The organism is Zoogloea oleivorans, assembly GCF_008107625.1.
Taxonomy (GTDB): domain Bacteria; phylum Pseudomonadota; class Gammaproteobacteria; order Burkholderiales; family Rhodocyclaceae; genus Zoogloea; species Zoogloea oleivorans.
In genome coordinates this window covers 64836-80220 of record NZ_SDKK01000023.1, presented here as the reverse complement: position 1 = coordinate 80220, position 15385 = coordinate 64836, and the positions used below count along the sequence as shown (strand labels likewise).

The following is a 15385-nucleotide window of genomic DNA, read 5'->3' as shown; positions in this document are numbered from 1 at the left end:
GCGCCGCGCCGGTGGCCCTGGCGCCCGCCGTGGCGGCGGCCTCTCCCGAGGCCGAAGCAGACTACGCCGCCGACCCCGCCGCCGCGCTGGCGTCCGGTGCGCCCATGCCCGAGTCGACCCGCCAGTTGCTGGAGCAACTCGCCGCCCGCCAGGCGGAACAGAAGAAGAACGCGCCACTGGCCGAAAGTGCCGAGGAGCCAGCCGCGGCACAGGTCGAGGTCAGCGCGGCCGACCTGCCGGCCTTCAAGGAACAGGTCGGCGCGGTGGCCAGCGAGATCGGCCCCGACGTGGCGACGGTGAAGGGCGGCTTCTGGAGCGCCGTCGAAGAGTATTTCAACGGCAACACCATGAGCTTTGACGACATGGTGACCAAGCTCTCCGAAGTCTGGGACAGCGCCAAGGCCAAGATCAGCGAAGGCGGCGCCTGGCTTGCCAACAAGCTGATGAGCTTCTTCCGCGGCGGTGGCGCCGAGGGCGAACTGGGCGACAAGATCGGCTGGCTGACCGGCACAATCACCTTCCAGATCCTGCTCGACGCCATCACCGCCGGCACCTGGATCGCCGCCGGCCCGATCCTCAAGGGCATCGCCAAGTTCATCAACTGGCCGATGGAGTTTCTCGGTCAGGCCTTCAAGCTCCTGAAGAAGCTCGGCAAGTACCTGCTCGACGGCCTCAAGAAACTCGGCGGGGCGATCAAGGATGCCGCCGCCGGCGCCTTCAAGAGCGTCTCGAAGGCCCTCGGCAACATCGGCCAGCGCCTCTTGAGCTTTGGCGAGGAACTCCTCGGCAAGTTCGGCGGCAAGGCCGCCAAGGCCGAAAGCAAGGCGGCCGGCGCGCTCGGCAAGGAAGGCGCCCAGCTGGCCGAACAGAAGGCCGCCCAGAAGCTGGAAACACCAACGGCCAAGGCGGAGCCCCGACCGGAGCCGAAGCCTGCCGAACCGGTTGCCGACAAGCCGAAAGCCGCCGATGCGAAGGACGTGGAGACGGTCAAGCCCGATTCCCCCGCCAGGCGCGAAGCCAGCACCGCCGAGAGCGGCAAGCTGGAAAACGACAAACTCACGCCACAGCAGACCCGCAACGAGAGCGACCGTTTCCGGGAGCGCCCCGAGTCCCTGGAGGGCACCGCCCCACACCGCACCTCCAAGGCCGGCAAGCACGAATGGCGCGAGGAAACGCTGCCGAACGGCGAGTGCCGGTTCTGCCGCTATTCGCCGACCAAAATCTGCGTTGCCACGCCGGAACTGCGGGCGGGCGAACTGCAAAAGGTGGACGAACACGCCCTGGCCCTGCAAAGGCAGGCCGATGCCCAGGCCAGGGCGGCGGCCGAAGCACGCGAGAAAGCCCTGGCCCACAAACCTCTCAGCCCCGACGAGACGAAGATTCTCGACGACGAACTGGCCGAAGCCCACAAGCGCGCCGAGGCGGCCCGCAAGCAGCTCGGGCCCGAACGCGGCCGGGCCACCCGGGCAGCCAACAGCGGCAAGGCCGACGAAGCCGCCGCCGCCCGCAAGCGGGTCGAGCGCCTGGAAGCCGACCTCAAGCGCGCCGAGGAAGATGCCCGCACCGCCCGCCAGATGCTCGACGAGCAGGCCCAGGCCCTGAAGAAAGCCGAGGAACTGGAAGCCGCCGCCGCCGCCGCGAAGAAGGAAGCCGAGGCCGCCGCCCAGACAGCAGCGGACCTGAAGGCCATGGAGAAGGGTATCGCCGATGGCGAAGCGCGGCTGGCCGCGGCGCTCAAGCAGAACAAGCACATCCACACCCCGGAAACCCTGCGCATGCAGCAGGATCTGGCAGCACAGCGCAAAGCCCTGGCCGGGAAGATCGAAGCCTCCAAGGGCCTCACGACGGAGGCCCGCGAGACCCTGCGCAAGGGCACGCCCTTCAAGGGTGCCGGTGGCGCCGAGCGCGAGCGCGCCTTCCTGGAGAGCCTGCCGCCGGAAGCCAAGGGGCCCAACGGCACCTATGTGGACTACGTGACCGGCGAAACCCTGCCACTGTCGAATCTGGCCGTCGACCATGTCGTCCCGGTAGACCGGATCTTCGGCATGGAAGGCTTCGGGCGCTTGTCCCGCGCCGACCAGCAGGCCATCCTCGACATGCCGCAGAATCTGCGCTTTCTCGAACAGGGCCGCAATTCGTCCAAACAGGCGAGCAGCCTGCCCGAGTGGCTTGCCAGCAAGACCGGCAAGGCACCGAAGCTGCCCGCCGCCCAGCGTGAAGCGCTGGCCAAAGTGGAAGCAGAAGCCCGCGCGGCCATCGAGGCCGAGATCGCCAGGCGCTTGAAGAAAGTGGGAGTGCCATGACCCAAAGTCTCCGTATCAATGAGCACCTGCTCATCGCTGCCTGCAGCGAACAACACGACCAGGCCGCCCGCGCCATGCTCGATCACTTCGCCCTGCTTGACGCGGCAGGCCCGCAGCTCGCTCCCGGCTCGCGCATCGACTTCGGCTGGGCGCCCCTGCAAATAGAGGCACGCGGCAAGGACTGGTTCGTCTGCGAACCGGACTTCGACAGCGAACCGATGCGCTGGCGGCCGTCGGTGGACGCCACCCTCGGCGTACTCCAGTCCCAGGCTGCGCTGGTGCGTCAATCAGGCGTCGCCCCCCTCGCCACACGGGGCGACCAGACCCTGTGGCTGACACCCGATGCACTCGACGCAGCCCGCGTCTATCTGCATCGCACCGAACCGGATTCCCCTGCCGAGTGCGGCTGGTATGTCGGCTGCACACAGGACGACCGCGACGATGCCGAACCCCGGCACGCGGTGCGGGTTCGCGCCGGACGCCTGCTCACCCTCAAGCCCGAATGGCTCCCGGCCCTGATCCTGCCGACGGGCTACCTGGTCAACTTCGAGCAGGGCAGGCTGGCCGAAATTTACGACAACCAGGACAAATGCATTTACCCGGCAGAGACCGAGCCGGACGGATGAAGATCAGCTAAAACGTGAACAGGGAGTGCATTGCGGCGCTTTGCCGGAAGGAGTCGATCATGGCCACCAGCAGTTACAGGGCGCTTGCCCCGCGCAAGAGTACAGCACCGCGCCAGCGCAGCGAAGCCCGGCAGGACGCGCGCGCGCCGCGGCCGGGAGGATCGGGCATGCCGCGCTTTCTCGGCCAATCCGCCGGGGGCCTGCACTCACAGGTACTGGCCCGACTGGCAGTCGGGGCGCGCGGCGACAGCTTCGAAAACGAGGCCGACCGGGTTGCCGGGCACATCAGCCAGCCCGACAGCACCCGCGCCTCTGCCGCCAGGGAGTCCGCCACGCCACAGCCCCCGGCGCAGACGGGCCGCAGCAGCACCCCGTCACGCGTCGCACAGGCCCTGGGCTCCTCCGGCAGCCCCCTCGACAGTGCCACCCGCAGCACCATGGAGGCCCGTTTCGGCGCCGACTTCGGGAACGTGCGCGCACACACCGGCCCCGACGCGGCGCGCCTCAACCGCAACCTGGGCGCCCGGGCCTTCACCCACGGCAACGACATCTTCTTCGGTCAGGGCCTGCAGCCCGGCCCCGATGCGCTGACCGCCCACGAACTGACTCACGTGGTCCAGCAGGGCGGCGGCCTCGGCGCAACTTCGCCCGTTGGCCCCCTGTCGGCCCGCCCGGGAGAGGCGCCAATCCAATGCACCTTCGCCGCCAGCTACCTGATTCCCGGCAGTACCGACGGCGTCTTCGAGATCGACCTGCAAACCCGCGAAGGCGCGCTGGCCACACCGGCCACCAAGAGCGGGCTCGACGGCTACATCCGCTTCGTACCCGCGCCGGGCGCCCCGAACTCCAACGTGATTGCCATGACGCAGATCGTCAGGCTCACCGATGCGGGCGGCGCCGACCTCAATCCCTCCAGCATGCCGGCCGCCCAGGCCCCGCGCGGCGCCCTCGGCACCCCCGGCCTGCGCACCGAGGAGGATGCGACAACGGGCGTCGAAGGCGGCTTCTTCACCGATGTGCACCACCGCCCCAATGCCGCCGCACCGGGTGTTCCGCAGGGCAGCTTCCTGTCGCCGCGCTACAATTTCCAGCCGGCAGCACCGGGCACCGTGGGCGTAGCCGGCCAGACCCAGCAGCCTGCCATGTACGGTGGCGGCACCGGCGGCGTGGTCGGCCAGACCCCGGGCTTCAAGCGCTCGGACAACCTCGCCGACATCCGCTCGGCGGCGATGTACGACTTCCCTGGCACGAACAGCAAAACCGCCAACCTGGACTTCAGCTTTGAAACCGCGGCCCTCGGCGAGGACACGATGATCACCTACGGCGTCGTGAACTGGGGCTTCGGCCTGCGCGCCGGGCATGTTGTCAGCGAGCACCTGAGCGTCGATCCCGGTCTGTCGGCCACCTTCGGCGAGGCCATGGAACGTCACCGGGACTTTTATGTGCATGAGCCGGTGAGCTTCTACTTCCCCTTCGACAGCGCAGTGCTGAGCGCCGCCGAAAGCGCCAAGATCGACACCTTCCTGGCCTACCTGACGCGCAACGCCGATGTGGAAATGAGCCTCGAAGGCTTTGCCGACCAGGTGGGCGGCGCCAGCGACTACAACCGGGACTTGTCCCTGCGGCGCGCCGAGGCCGTGGAAGCGGCCCTGCTCGGGCGCGGCATCGCGGCCGCACGCATCAACGGCATCCTCATCGGCCACGGCGCCTCCACCTCGGCAACCACCAACGCCGGCACCGGCGACCAGGGCGGCAACGCGGCGGTCGGCGCCGACCAGCGCCGCGAAGCCAACCGCTGGGCCAACCGCCGGGTGGTGCTGAGCTTCGCCCACGTACCCGCAGCGGGGCCATGATGGAAAGCATCGAAACACTGCTGGCCGACCTGCAGGACGCCGACTTCAATGTCCGCGCCCTGGCCCTGGCCGAGATCGTCGAGGCTGGTCGGGCGGTGGCGCCCGCCCTTGTCGCCGCCCTGCCGGATGCCGATGCCACCCTCAAGCCGCAACTCGCCCAGGCCTTGGCAGAGATTGCCGAGCCGGGCAGCGCCGACGCACTCGCCGGCCTGGTCGACAACCAGGACGAGCGCGTGCGGGCCTTTGGCGCCCTGGGGCTGGCCCGCATCGGCGACCCGCGGGCCCAGGCGGCGCTGATTCGCACCATCGATGACTTTGCCGACGTTCTGTGCGCGCCCTACACCCTCAGCACCTACGCGCTCATCGACCAGGGACCGGCAGCCCTGAGAGCTGTCCTGCCGCTCCTCGACGCCGCATCACCCGACACCCGCGCCCACGCCTTTGTGGTCGTCCACGACATCGTCAGCGCACAGCCCGGCACCGGCAACTGGCAGGCCCTGTGGCGCCAGCTGGGAAGTTATGCACCCGACGGCCCGGAACCACAACGGCGTGCCGCCACCCGCCAGTGGGCCGACTGGATCGGAGAGCACTTCGGCGGCGCTTAAAGCGGGAAGCGGCGGGAAGACGTCCGGTGGCCGCCGATGGAGTGCTTCTTGAGCAGCTTGCCCAGCGCCCGGCGCTCCTTGCCGGCAAGCCGCGCCGCCAGGCTCACATTGCCGTCCGCCGAATCCATCAGGCGGTACAGGTAGCTGCGCTCGAACTGCTCGACCACCAGCGCCTTGGCGGTACCAAAATCCAGGCCATCGAAGGCCGGCATGCGCCGGTCGGGCTTGTTGCGGCGCTCCCGGGCCAGCGACGAGGGCTCTGCCAGCTGCAGGACCCGGGTATCGGAAATCAGCGCCTCACGAAAGATCAGGCTTTCCAGCTCGCGGACATTGCCGGGCCAGTCATAGCGACCAAACCAGCTGCAACTGTCTTCGTCGAGTTCGCTGACCTGACAGCCGTGCTTTTCGCGGCAGCGGATCAGGAAGAGGCGGGCCAGTAACATCGCATCCCCTTCCCTTTCCCGCAGCGGCGGCAGACACAGGCTCATGATGCGCAGGCGGAACAGCAGGTCGAGGCGAAAACCGCCCGTTTGGGTCAATTCATCAAGGGGCGCGTTGCTGGCGGCGATGATCCGCACGTTGGCCTTGCGCTCGGTGCGGGCCCCCACCGGCCGATAGGACGAATCCTGCAGAAAGCGCAGCAGCGCCACCTGCGCCTTTGGCGTGAGGGCATCCACCTCGTCGAGAAAGAGCGTGCCACCGTCGGCCGCATCGATCAGCCCCGGGCGATCGTTGCGCGCATCGGTGAAGGCGCCCTTTACATGGCCGAACAGTTCGCTTTCGATCAGCGTATCGGGAAAGGCACCACAATTGACCGGCACGAAGGGCCTGTCATGGCGTGAGCCCTGGTAATGGATCGCGCGGGCAGCCAGTTCCTTGCCGGTGCCGGTTTCGCCCTCGATCAGTACCGGGACGTCATGCCGCGCCAGTTTGGCAATAAAGCCGAGAACCTTGAGAAATGCCGCCGAATCGCCTGCAAGGAGAAACCTGTTCATCGCCGCCTGTCCCTTCGCAAGTCGATAACACCCCAATACCCTTTAAGGAGTAGTAGACGTGAAAACCGCTCGTAGAAACGGTATTCCAGACGTTCCAAGCTAGATTCGCCGTATCCTGGTGTCAAGATTTTTCGGCTCGACGTTACCTGAAACAGGTAAGACTGGACTACCCGTTGAAGCGATAGTCCTCCGCCGGACAGACACGCCAGCCGCCGTCGCCGCTCAGCACCAGCACCTGCTGGTGGAACTTGAGGACCGTCGCGCGGTGGGCCACGCTGACCCGCGTCGTGCCCGACGCCACCAACTGGGCGTACAGCGCCTCCTCGTTGGCGTTGTCGAGGGCACTGGTCGCCTCGTCCAGAATCACGTAGCGGGGCTGGGTGAGCAGCACGCGGGCGAAGGCCAGGCGCTGCTGCTCGCCGATGGACAGCACCTTCTCCCAATCCACATCCACATCCAGACCACCAAAGCGCTCGGCCAGATCGGGCAGATTCACCTTCACCAGCAGGCCGAGAAGCTCCGCATCCGGAATCGATGCATCCTTCTTCGGATAAAGCAGCTGGCTGCGCAGGGAGCCGAGCAGCATGTAGGGCTTTTGCGGCAGAAACAGGATCTCGTCACGCCCCGGACGGATGATCCGCCCGCCGCCGGCGTACCACAGACCGGCAATGGCACGCAGCAGGGAACTCTTCCCGCAGCCGCTCTCGCCGACGATCATCAGGCTCTCGCCCGGCAGGATCTCGATGGACAGCTTCTGCACCAGAATGCGCTCGCGGTTCGGTGTCAGCAGGGTCACGTCTTCCAGCGCCAGCCGCGAATCCTCTATCGACTCGATGACGCCACCCGTCGACGCATGCCCCATCGGACGATCGGCAAGCACCTTCAGGAAAGCATTCAGGCGATCCACCCCCGCCGCAAAACGGCTCAGGCTCTCGAAGTTGTCCACGATCATCGACATTGCCGTGAGCACCGCGGCAAAGGCGCCGGCGGCCTGTACCGCAGCCCCCACCTCCACCTCTCCCGACAACACCTGCGAAGCCATGATCGCGCTGGGCAGGACAATGGTCAGCATGGCGTAGCCGTACTGAAACAGGTTCAGGAAGAGCTGGCGCGTGATGAGCAGCTTGAAGTTGTCGAAGGCCCCGGTGAAACGCCGCTTCACCTGCACCAGCTCCTGCGCCTCGCCCCGGTAGAAGGCGATCGACTCGGCGTTCTCGCGCACCCGCACCAGGCCGAAACGAAAATCCGCCTCGCGCCGGAGCTGCTGGAAGTTGATGCGGATCATCACCCGACCAAACACCAGCACCGTAATGAGCGTACCGGCAACCGTGTAGACCACCAGAAAATACACCAGCACCCGCGAAATCGACCACAGCACGGTGCTGAAGGCGACCAGTTGCAGGATCGAGCCGATGAAGATCAGCAAAAAATACAGCGAGCGCTGGGTAAAGGTGTTGATGTCCTCGGCAATGCGCTGGTCCGGATTGTCGATCGCCGCCAGGGCATTCAGCTCATAGAAACTGCGGTCGCTGAAATAACTCGCCAGAAACCGGTTGGTCAGCCAGCGTCGCCAGTGCAGCCCGAGGGTGTCGCGCACGTAATAGTAAAGTGCGTACATCGGCACCGCCACGACAACCAGGCCCAGGCAAACCTCGATGGCATCCCAGAAGCGGGGCTCGTCACGGGCCGCCAGCGCCGAGGTGAACTCCCCCGTCTGCGCATTGAAAAGCACCGCAAAGCGGGTCAGCCCGAGCAGCAGAACAATCAGCAACACCAGCAGGCCCCACGCCTTCAGCCTCTCTTCCCCACGCCAGTAAGGCGTGGCCAGATGCCAGAAACGCTGCCACAGGTGGCGGTCGACGGTTTTCATGATCTGTCGCCTTGATCCGATTCGAGCAGTTTATGTGGGGTATCTCCGGGTTGCACAAGCCAAGGCGCCTTACTATAGTCACCAACCTTGGTTTTCAACCACCCATCAGGAGCATTGCTTCCATGAACAAGTCTGCCCTTTTAACCCTGCTGTGTGCCACCGCACTCGCCGCCTGTTCAACGACCGCACAAAAATCGGCCGCCACTGACCAACAGTCCGCGGTAGCCCAGGCCCCCACCACCCCCATCGTGGCTGACAAGATGTCTGCCGCCGAGATGGAAGCCCGCAAGGTCGCCGCCCAGCGCGCCGAACTCGCCAAGAAGAGCGTCTTCTTCGCCTTCGACCAGTTCTCCGTCGATGCCAAGTACCGTGACGTGGTCAAGGAACAAGCCGACTTCATCGCCGCCCACCCCAACGACGCCGTGATGGTCGAAGGCAACGCCGACGAACGCGGCAGCCGCGAATACAACCTGGCTCTCGGCCAGAAGCGTGCCGAATCCGTGCGCAAGACACTCGTGCTGATGGGTGTGGCCGACTCGCGCATCGAAGCCGTCAGCTTCGGTTCCGAAAAGCCGCGTGCCACCTGCCACGAAGAGCGTTGCTGGGCCGAAAACCGCCGCGTCGACTTCCAGCACAAGGACAAGTAAGCCGCCTCCTGCCGGTTTCGGCAACCGTCCAGGCGATCAGGTCGCCTCTGAAGGTCCGGTGTTTATTCGGCTCTCGCGAGCCGGGGCACCCGGGCCTTTTTATTTGCCCCGCCTTCCTGGCCCCAGCCTTCCCGGCAACATCCATCCCCATCTCAGAGAACATCACACGGCGAGTTTTCCGATGGGAAAGGTGCGTGACTTTTTGAACGGTGCCCCCAAGCCGGTGTCCGTTCTTTGGGACACCTGCTGCCGCAGAGCGACGCGGCAAGGTGAAATCATTGCGACCCACCAGGGCGCAATCAAAAAAACAGAGGAGCGCACACAAATGAGCCAGGAAGTCATGTGGAGCAACCGCTACCGGGAGGCCGGCGAAGCCTATCTGTTCGGCACCGAACCAAACCGCTTCCTCGCCCACCGGGTTGAACTGCTGCAGGACGGCAGCACCGCCCTGTCGGTGGCCGACGGAGAAGGTCGCAACTCGGTCTGGCTTGCCCATCAGGGCCTGGAAGTCACCGCCATCGAAATCTCCGCCGTCGCCGTCGAAAAAGCCCGACGCCTCGCCAAGGGTCAGCAAGTCGAGGTGAACTTCCTTCAGGCCGACATGCTGGCCCCCGCGTGGCCGCCCGTCGAACTGCACAACGCCTTCGACTGGGTCGTCGGCATCTTCATCCAGTTCGTCGGCCCCGAATGGCGTGAACGGCAATTCGACGTAATGAAGCAGCTCACCCGCCCGGGTGGCCGCATCCTGCTGCAGGGCTACACGCCCAAGCAGCTCGAATACAAAACCGGCGGCCCGTCAGCCGTCGAAAACCTCTACACCGAAGAAATCCTGCGCGACGCCTTTGCCGGCTGGGACATCGAAGAGCTGGTGGAATACGAAGAAGACGTTGCCGAAGGCAGCGCCCACAAGGGCCGCTCCGCCCTCATCGGACTGGTGGCCCGCAAGCCCACCTAAGCGCCCCCGGGCGGCGTCGATCAACGCGCCCTTCAATCAGCCCCCCGCCGACACACGTCGGCGGTGCAGCATCCGACTACGTGCCGTCAACATGCCCTCCGTCGACTTGCGGGATGGACGATGGCTGGCGTGATGTTGATGTTGCCCGGCCTGCATGCCATGTTGATGGGGCAGCATGGATTGTTGCGCGGTCAACGAAGGATGTTGCCTGCCCATAGATGAATGTTGATTCGCCAACATGCTTCATTGCCACACCAACATGCTTCATTCACACACCAACAAAGCATGTCGTGCGGCCAGCATTCAATGCCGACGCGGCAACATTGAATATTGACGGCACAACATGGATTTCTTGCGGAGCGTTTAAGCCTTTAGCCGCATCTTGGTGAGCTTGTTGTGGGCAAAGGCGAGGAAGTCGGAACACTGAGGGCCATCCGCGTCGCTGTTCTGTGTTGCCTTTATGGCAACAAATAGTTGTTGATTGCCCTCTTTTTCGTGCAGTCCGATACGGCTACAGTTCGTTCATCGCCGTTGCCCTGATCGCCCTCCCCCATCGGGGAAGCGGCATCCCAACGGGCCCACAAGAAAGGGATTTCCATGCTCGAACTGAGACCCGCTGCCGCACGTGGCATCGCGAATTTTGGCTGGCTGCAATCGCAGCACAGCTTTTCATTCGGCAACTACCACGATCCGAAACAGATCGGCTTTTCCGACCTGCTGGTGATCAACGATGACCGGGTGGCTGCCGGCCGGGGCTTTGGCACCCATCCGCACCGGGACATGGAGATCTTTTCCTATGTGCTTGAGGGCGCGCTGGAACACCAGGATTCGATGGGCGTCGGCTCGGTGATTCGCCCGGGCGATGTGCAGATGATGAGCGCCGGCAGCGGCATCCAGCACAGCGAATACAACGGTTCCAGCACGGAACTCGTGCATTTCCTGCAGATCTGGATCGTCCCCGACCAGCGTGGCGTCAAGCCCCGCTACCAGCAGCAGAACTTCCCAGCCGCGGAAAAGCGTGGGCGCCTGCGCCTGATCATTTCGCCCGACGGGGCCGATGGATCGCTGTCGGTGTATCAGGATGCCCGCGTCTATGCCGGCCTCTTCGACGGCGCCGAACAGCACAAGATCACGCTGCCGGCCCAGCGCTACGCTTACATCCACGTGGCCCGTGGCGCGCTGACGGTGAATGGCCAGCGCATGACGGCCGGCGACGGGGCCCGTTTGCGCGATGTGCAGGAGATCGACTTCAGTCAGGGCGAGCAGGCCGAAGTGTTGCTGTTCGACCTGCGTCCGAATGAGTTGCCCCGCGACTGAAGGCCGGGTTTTTTGAAGCGAAGGAGGTAGCGATGGACATCTCCCAGATCAGCCAGTCCCTGCAGCGCGACGCGGTCTGGGTGGTGTTCCTGAACGTCTTGCTGCAACAGGCCGGGCTGCCGGTGCCGGCCGTTCCGACCCTGTTGCTGGCCGGCAGCCTCGCCGCGACACCGGGGCACATCGGCCGGTTGCTGGCCGCGGCGGTCATCGCCTCGGTGATCGCCGACTGGTTGTGGTATCTGGCCGGCAAGGCCTTCGGCTATCGGGTTCTGGCGGGGCTGTGCAAGCTGTCGATCAACCCGGGATCGTGCGTCAGCCAGACCGAAGCCCGCTTTATCCGCTGGGGGCCGGGCTCCCTGGTGCTCGCCAAGTTCATTCCCGGCTTCTCCACCGTGGCCCCGCCGATTGCCGGTTCCTTGCGCATGGCGCTGCCGGTGTTCCTGCCCGCTGCGGCGGCGGGCGCAGCCCTGTGGGCAGGGCTCGCCCTCGGCGCAGGCTGGCTGTTGCGAACCGAAGTACACAGCGCGATTGCCTATCTGGACACCCACGCCGCCGGAGCGCTGATCGTGATCGTCGGGCTGGCGGCACTCTGGCTGGGCTGGAAGCTGTGGCAGAAGTATCGCTTTCGCGTGCTGTCCGACCTTCCCCACATCGCGCCGGACGAACTCATCGCCGCCCTGCAAGCGGCAGTACCGCTGCTCTTCCTCGATCTGCGCGGGCCACGCCTGCAGGCTGAAACGGGTCCGATTCCCGGCGCCAGGGCGGCGGAGCTTGACCATCTGATGGACGCCGTCGGCGATTGGCCCAGGGACCAGCCGATCGTCACGCTGTGCGCCTGCCCCGAAGACGCCACCGCCATCCACGCCGCCCGCACGCTGCTCCGTGCCGGCTACCTGTCGGTGCGCCCGTTGAAGGGCGGTTACGATGCGTGGCGCCAAAATACCCAAGCGCTGTTGCGCGACACGGGACTCCGGTAAAGATGCACAAACAAGGGCGCATGAGATCATGTCTCCTGTCGGAAATATCGAAAACCGAAGAGACTTATGTCGGAACATGAAAACCGCGCCCACATTGAACGGGCATTGCTGAGCCCCCTGTCCCTCATTCCGGCGAACCTGCAGGCCGCGTTCAAGTCTTATCAGCTGCAGCATTACTGGCGTTTTCTGCTGCTGGTTAACCTGCTCGGCCAAGCCGCCTATTTCTCATACGGATTTGCCGATGCGCTGCTCCTGCCCGACATAGGCAGCACCTCGATCACCGTGCGGTCGATCTTTATGGCGCTGACCCTGCCACTCATGCTGGCCCTGTTTCGCTGGTCGCGGAATGTGCTGCTGCTGGATTTGCTGTTGCCCATCCTGATCCTGCTGGCGACGGCGATCTGGTTCCAGCTGCTGGCCTACAGCACGAGTCCGAAGGTCGCCACTTTCCAGTACGCCTCGCTGATCTTCATCGTGCTGGCCAATTTGTGCGTGCAGGTGCGCTTCCTGCCCTCGCTGGGGATTTCCCTGCTGATTTCGGCGGTCATCCTGCATGGCGTCCAGCGCCTGAATGGCGGCAACCCCGAGGCGCTGCTGGTGTTTGCGCTGGTTTATCTGCCGGTGCTGTTCTTCAGCCTGTTCATCAGCTGGAGCACCACGCTCGACCGACGACGGGCCTTCCTGCGCGCCAAGCTCGATGAAATGACCCGGGATCAACTGGCAGCAACCCTCGAAACGATTCCCGACCTGCTTTTTGAACTCGACGAAGCCGGCACTTACCTGCAGGCCATCACGACCAGCCGCGGCATGCTTGCCACCCCCGCAACGCAGCTGCTCGGCAGGAATGTCCGCGATGTGCTGCCAGCCGAAGCGGCGGCAACGGTGCTGGAGGCGCTGGCGGCCTCCCGGCACAGCGGCAGCGATTACGGCCGCAGCATCATGATTCCGCTTCCCAACGGGCCGCACTGGTTCGAACTCTCGGTGGCCCGCAAGCACACGGCGCCCGGTGACAAGGCGCACTTTGTGATCCTTTCCCGCGACATCACCGAGCGCAAGCAGGCAGAAGCCGAACTCGAACAACACCGGAATCACCTGGAAGCCCTGGTCCAGACGCGCACCACCGCCCTGTCGATTGCCAAGGAGGCCGCCGAAACCGCCTATCGGGCCAAAACCACGTTCCTCGCCAACATCAGCCATGAACTGCGCACGCCCATGCACGCCATCATGGGCATGACCCAGCTGGCCCAACTGCGTGTCACCGATCCCAAAGCGCAGAATCAGCTTGGCAAGGCCGCCAGCGCGGCCGAGCGCCTGCTGACGCTCATCAACGACCTGATCGACATTTCCGCCATCGAAGCGCAGCGCCTGACGCTGGAGCGGGTTGTCTTCTGCATCGACACCGTCCGGGACAGTGTCGACAACCTGATTGCCCCCAAGGCACGGGAAAAAGGGCTGACACTCAGCATCGACATCCCGCCGGAGTTGTCACGATTGTCGTTTGAGGGTGACCCGCTGCGCCTGGGGCAGATCCTGCTCAACCTCGCCGGCAATGCCGTGAAATTCACGGAAAAGGGTTCAGTGAGCATGCGCGCGCGCCTGCTCGCGCACACCCCCGGCAAGGCACGGCTGCGCTTTGACATCGAGGACACCGGCATCGGCATCCCCGCCGACGATCAATACCGTCTATTCACCCTCTTTGAACAGGGCGACGGTTCCTCCACGCGCCGATATGGCGGAACCGGCCTCGGGCTGGCGCTGTGCAGGCAACTCTCCGAGATGATAGGCGGCAGCATCGGGGTGAGCAGTCAACCCGGCGTGGGGAGCCGGTTCTGGTTCGAAGTCCAGCTCGACACCCTTCAATCGCCGCTTATAGCTGGCTGACCTGCTCGCGCAGGCTCTCCACCACATCGGCGGCGCCGCGCACGGTAAAGAAGGCGCCCTCCTCGTCGGCACGCTCCTCCAGCACCTGGCAGTTCTCGTAGATGGCCCCACGCAATTGCGGCGCCGACCACGGCAGAAACAGCTCCGCCTCGACCAGATCCTTCTGGAAGAAGGCGACGATCGTCTTGCGCAACAGCTCGACTTCCGCCGGGCGGCGGGCACTCATCACCACGCAATCCGGATACCGGGCGCGCAGTGCCGCCTCGCATTCGGCTTGCGCTTCGGCATCGCCGACGTGATCGATCTTGTTGAAGACACGGATACGCGGCACTTCATCGGCACCGATCTCCTTGAGCACCTCGTCGGTCACTTCGAGCTGACGCTCGAAACCGGGATCGCTGGCGTCGATGACGTGCAGCAACAGCGACGCATCAAGCGCCTCGTCGAGCGTGGACTTGAACGACGCCACCAGGCCGTGGGGCAGGTTCTTGATGAAGCCCACCGTGTCGCTGACCAGCACGCGCGGCACGCTCTCCGGGTGAAGAACGCGCACGGTGGTGTCGAGCGTGGCGAAGAGCTTGTTGGCGACCAGCACCTCACTGCCGGTAAGGGCGCGCATCAGCGTGGACTTGCCGGCGTTGGTGTAGCCCACCAGCGCCACGCCCGCCAGGCCCTGACGCTCCTGACGGCGGGAGCGCTGCGTCTTGCGCTCGACCTCCATCGCATCGATTTCCTGCTGCAGTTCGGCGATGCGGTCACGCACCTTGCGGCGATCCAGCTCGGTGTGCGATTCACCCGCACCACGTCCGCCCACGCCGCTACGCTGGCGCCCCTGGGGCCCGGCCAGCTTGGCCATCTCGCGCAAGCGCGGCGCCATGTAACCCAGACGCGCAATCTCCACCTGCGCCCGCGCCGCCCGGGAGCGTGCGTTGCGGTGGAAGATCTCGAGGATGACCATGGTGCGGTCCATCACCTCGCAGCCGGCCTCGACTTCGAGGTGACGCGCCTGCGACGGTGAAATCTCGTGGTCGACCAGGATCACATCCACCTGGCGGCTGTCCGCACTGGCGGCACCCTGCACTTCGTCCTCGAATTCGTTGTTCACGAAATCGCGAATCTCCTGCCGCTTGCCGACGCCCAGGTAGGCCGTCGAGTCGAAGCTCGAACGTTTCTGGATGAACGTGTGCACGACCTCGAACCCCAGTGTTTTTGCCAGCTCGCGCAGTTCGGTAAGCGACGCCTCAAACTCGACATCGGTCACGTTTGGCAACTGCACAGCCGCGACAACGGCCAACCTGGGTTTCTCTTTGACTTCCATTTGCATTCGGAGAGGGCTTTTCTTGAGTGGGTACAGGC

Annotated in this window: 12 protein-coding genes; 9 read left to right on the top strand and 3 right to left on the bottom strand. The window is 65.0% G+C overall.

Annotation, left to right across the window (positions count from 1 at the left end; translation table 11 throughout):
- From ETQ85_RS26340 to ETQ85_RS20215, 4 genes are all read left to right on the top strand, one after another.
- Positions 1-2303, top strand: a 2303-nt coding sequence (locus tag ETQ85_RS26340) for a hypothetical protein (protein ID WP_342781972.1), incomplete at its 5' end; no start/stop codon positions are given.
- Positions 2300-2929 (top strand): immunity protein Imm33 domain-containing protein, encoded by a 630-nt coding sequence (locus ETQ85_RS20225; RefSeq protein ID WP_148580894.1) that lies wholly within the window; start codon positions 2300-2302, stop codon positions 2927-2929. The genes ETQ85_RS26340 and ETQ85_RS20225, both read left to right, overlap by 4 nt.
- A gap of 59 nt (positions 2930-2988) precedes the next feature.
- Entirely contained in the window at positions 2989-4782 is a 1794-nt protein-coding gene (locus ETQ85_RS20220) for an eCIS core domain-containing protein (protein ID WP_148580893.1), read from the top strand.
- Positions 4779-5387, top strand: a complete 609-nt coding sequence (locus ETQ85_RS20215) for a HEAT repeat domain-containing protein (RefSeq protein ID WP_148580892.1) — start codon at positions 4779-4781, stop codon at positions 5385-5387. Before ETQ85_RS20220 ends, ETQ85_RS20215 begins: the two co-directional genes overlap by 4 nt.
- Here the strand turns inward: ETQ85_RS20215 and ETQ85_RS20210 are convergent.
- Positions 5384-6382, bottom strand: coding sequence for a sigma 54-interacting transcriptional regulator (locus tag ETQ85_RS20210; protein WP_148580891.1), 999 nt, complete (start codon positions 6380-6382; stop codon positions 5384-5386). The two genes, ETQ85_RS20215 and ETQ85_RS20210, sit on opposite strands and share 4 nt — an antisense overlap.
- 166 nt (positions 6383-6548) lie before the next feature.
- Complete coding sequence (locus tag ETQ85_RS20205) at positions 6549-8252, bottom strand: ABC transporter ATP-binding protein/permease (RefSeq protein WP_148580890.1); 1704 nt, start codon at positions 8250-8252, stop codon at positions 6549-6551.
- A 122-nt stretch (positions 8253-8374) separates the two neighbouring features.
- Between ETQ85_RS20205 and pal the strand changes: the two genes are divergently transcribed.
- The 5 genes from pal (at position 8375) to ETQ85_RS20180 (ending at position 14029) form a co-directional block, all read left to right on the top strand.
- The gene (gene pal, locus ETQ85_RS20200) at positions 8375-8899 is read left to right on the top strand and encodes a peptidoglycan-associated lipoprotein Pal (protein WP_187394794.1); all 525 of its coding nucleotides are present in this window, start codon (positions 8375-8377) and stop codon (positions 8897-8899) included.
- 325 nt (positions 8900-9224) lie between these two features.
- Positions 9225-9854, top strand: coding sequence for an SAM-dependent methyltransferase (locus ETQ85_RS20195; RefSeq protein WP_187394793.1), 630 nt, complete (start codon positions 9225-9227; stop codon positions 9852-9854).
- A gap of 597 nt (positions 9855-10451) precedes the next feature.
- On the top strand, positions 10452-11171 hold the full coding sequence (locus ETQ85_RS20190) for a pirin family protein (RefSeq protein WP_148580888.1): 720 nt from the start codon (positions 10452-10454) through the stop codon (positions 11169-11171).
- Positions 11172-11203: 32 nt separating this feature from the next.
- Positions 11204-12148, top strand: a complete 945-nt coding sequence (locus tag ETQ85_RS20185) for a VTT domain-containing protein (RefSeq protein WP_148580887.1) — start codon at positions 11204-11206, stop codon at positions 12146-12148.
- A 66-nt stretch (positions 12149-12214) separates the two neighbouring features.
- Entirely contained in the window at positions 12215-14029 is a 1815-nt protein-coding gene (locus ETQ85_RS20180; protein WP_148580886.1) for a PAS domain-containing sensor histidine kinase, read from the top strand.
- On the opposite strand, the gene hflX is transcribed toward ETQ85_RS20180, so the two are convergent.
- On the bottom strand, positions 14016-15353 hold the full coding sequence (gene hflX / locus ETQ85_RS20175) for a GTPase HflX (RefSeq protein ID WP_148580885.1): 1338 nt from the start codon (positions 15351-15353) through the stop codon (positions 14016-14018). The genes ETQ85_RS20180 and hflX overlap by 14 nt on opposite strands.
- Positions 15354-15385 lie beyond the last annotated feature (32 nt).

Coding starts and splice junctions, on each gene's coding strand:
- ETQ85_RS20210 (WP_148580891.1), bottom strand. CDS start 6,382: ATGAACAGGTTTCTCCTTGCAGGCGATTCGGCGGCATTTCTCAAGGTT.
- ETQ85_RS20205 (WP_148580890.1), bottom strand. CDS start 8,252: ATGAAAACCGTCGACCGCCACCTGTGGCAGCGTTTCTGGCATCTGGCC.
- hflX (WP_148580885.1), bottom strand. CDS start 15,353: ATGCAAATGGAAGTCAAAGAGAAACCCAGGTTGGCCGTTGTCGCGGCT.
- ETQ85_RS20190 (WP_148580888.1), top strand. CDS start 10,452: ATGCTCGAACTGAGACCCGCTGCCGCACGTGGCATCGCGAATTTTGGC.
- ETQ85_RS20220 (WP_148580893.1), top strand. CDS start 2,989: ATGGCCACCAGCAGTTACAGGGCGCTTGCCCCGCGCAAGAGTACAGCA.
- ETQ85_RS20180 (WP_148580886.1), top strand. CDS start 12,215: ATGTCGGAACATGAAAACCGCGCCCACATTGAACGGGCATTGCTGAGC.
- ETQ85_RS20225 (WP_148580894.1), top strand. CDS start 2,300: ATGACCCAAAGTCTCCGTATCAATGAGCACCTGCTCATCGCTGCCTGC.
- ETQ85_RS20195 (WP_187394793.1), top strand. CDS start 9,225: ATGAGCCAGGAAGTCATGTGGAGCAACCGCTACCGGGAGGCCGGCGAA.
- pal (WP_187394794.1), top strand. CDS start 8,375: ATGAACAAGTCTGCCCTTTTAACCCTGCTGTGTGCCACCGCACTCGCC.
- ETQ85_RS20215 (WP_148580892.1), top strand. CDS start 4,779: ATGATGGAAAGCATCGAAACACTGCTGGCCGACCTGCAGGACGCCGAC.
- ETQ85_RS20185 (WP_148580887.1), top strand. CDS start 11,204: ATGGACATCTCCCAGATCAGCCAGTCCCTGCAGCGCGACGCGGTCTGG.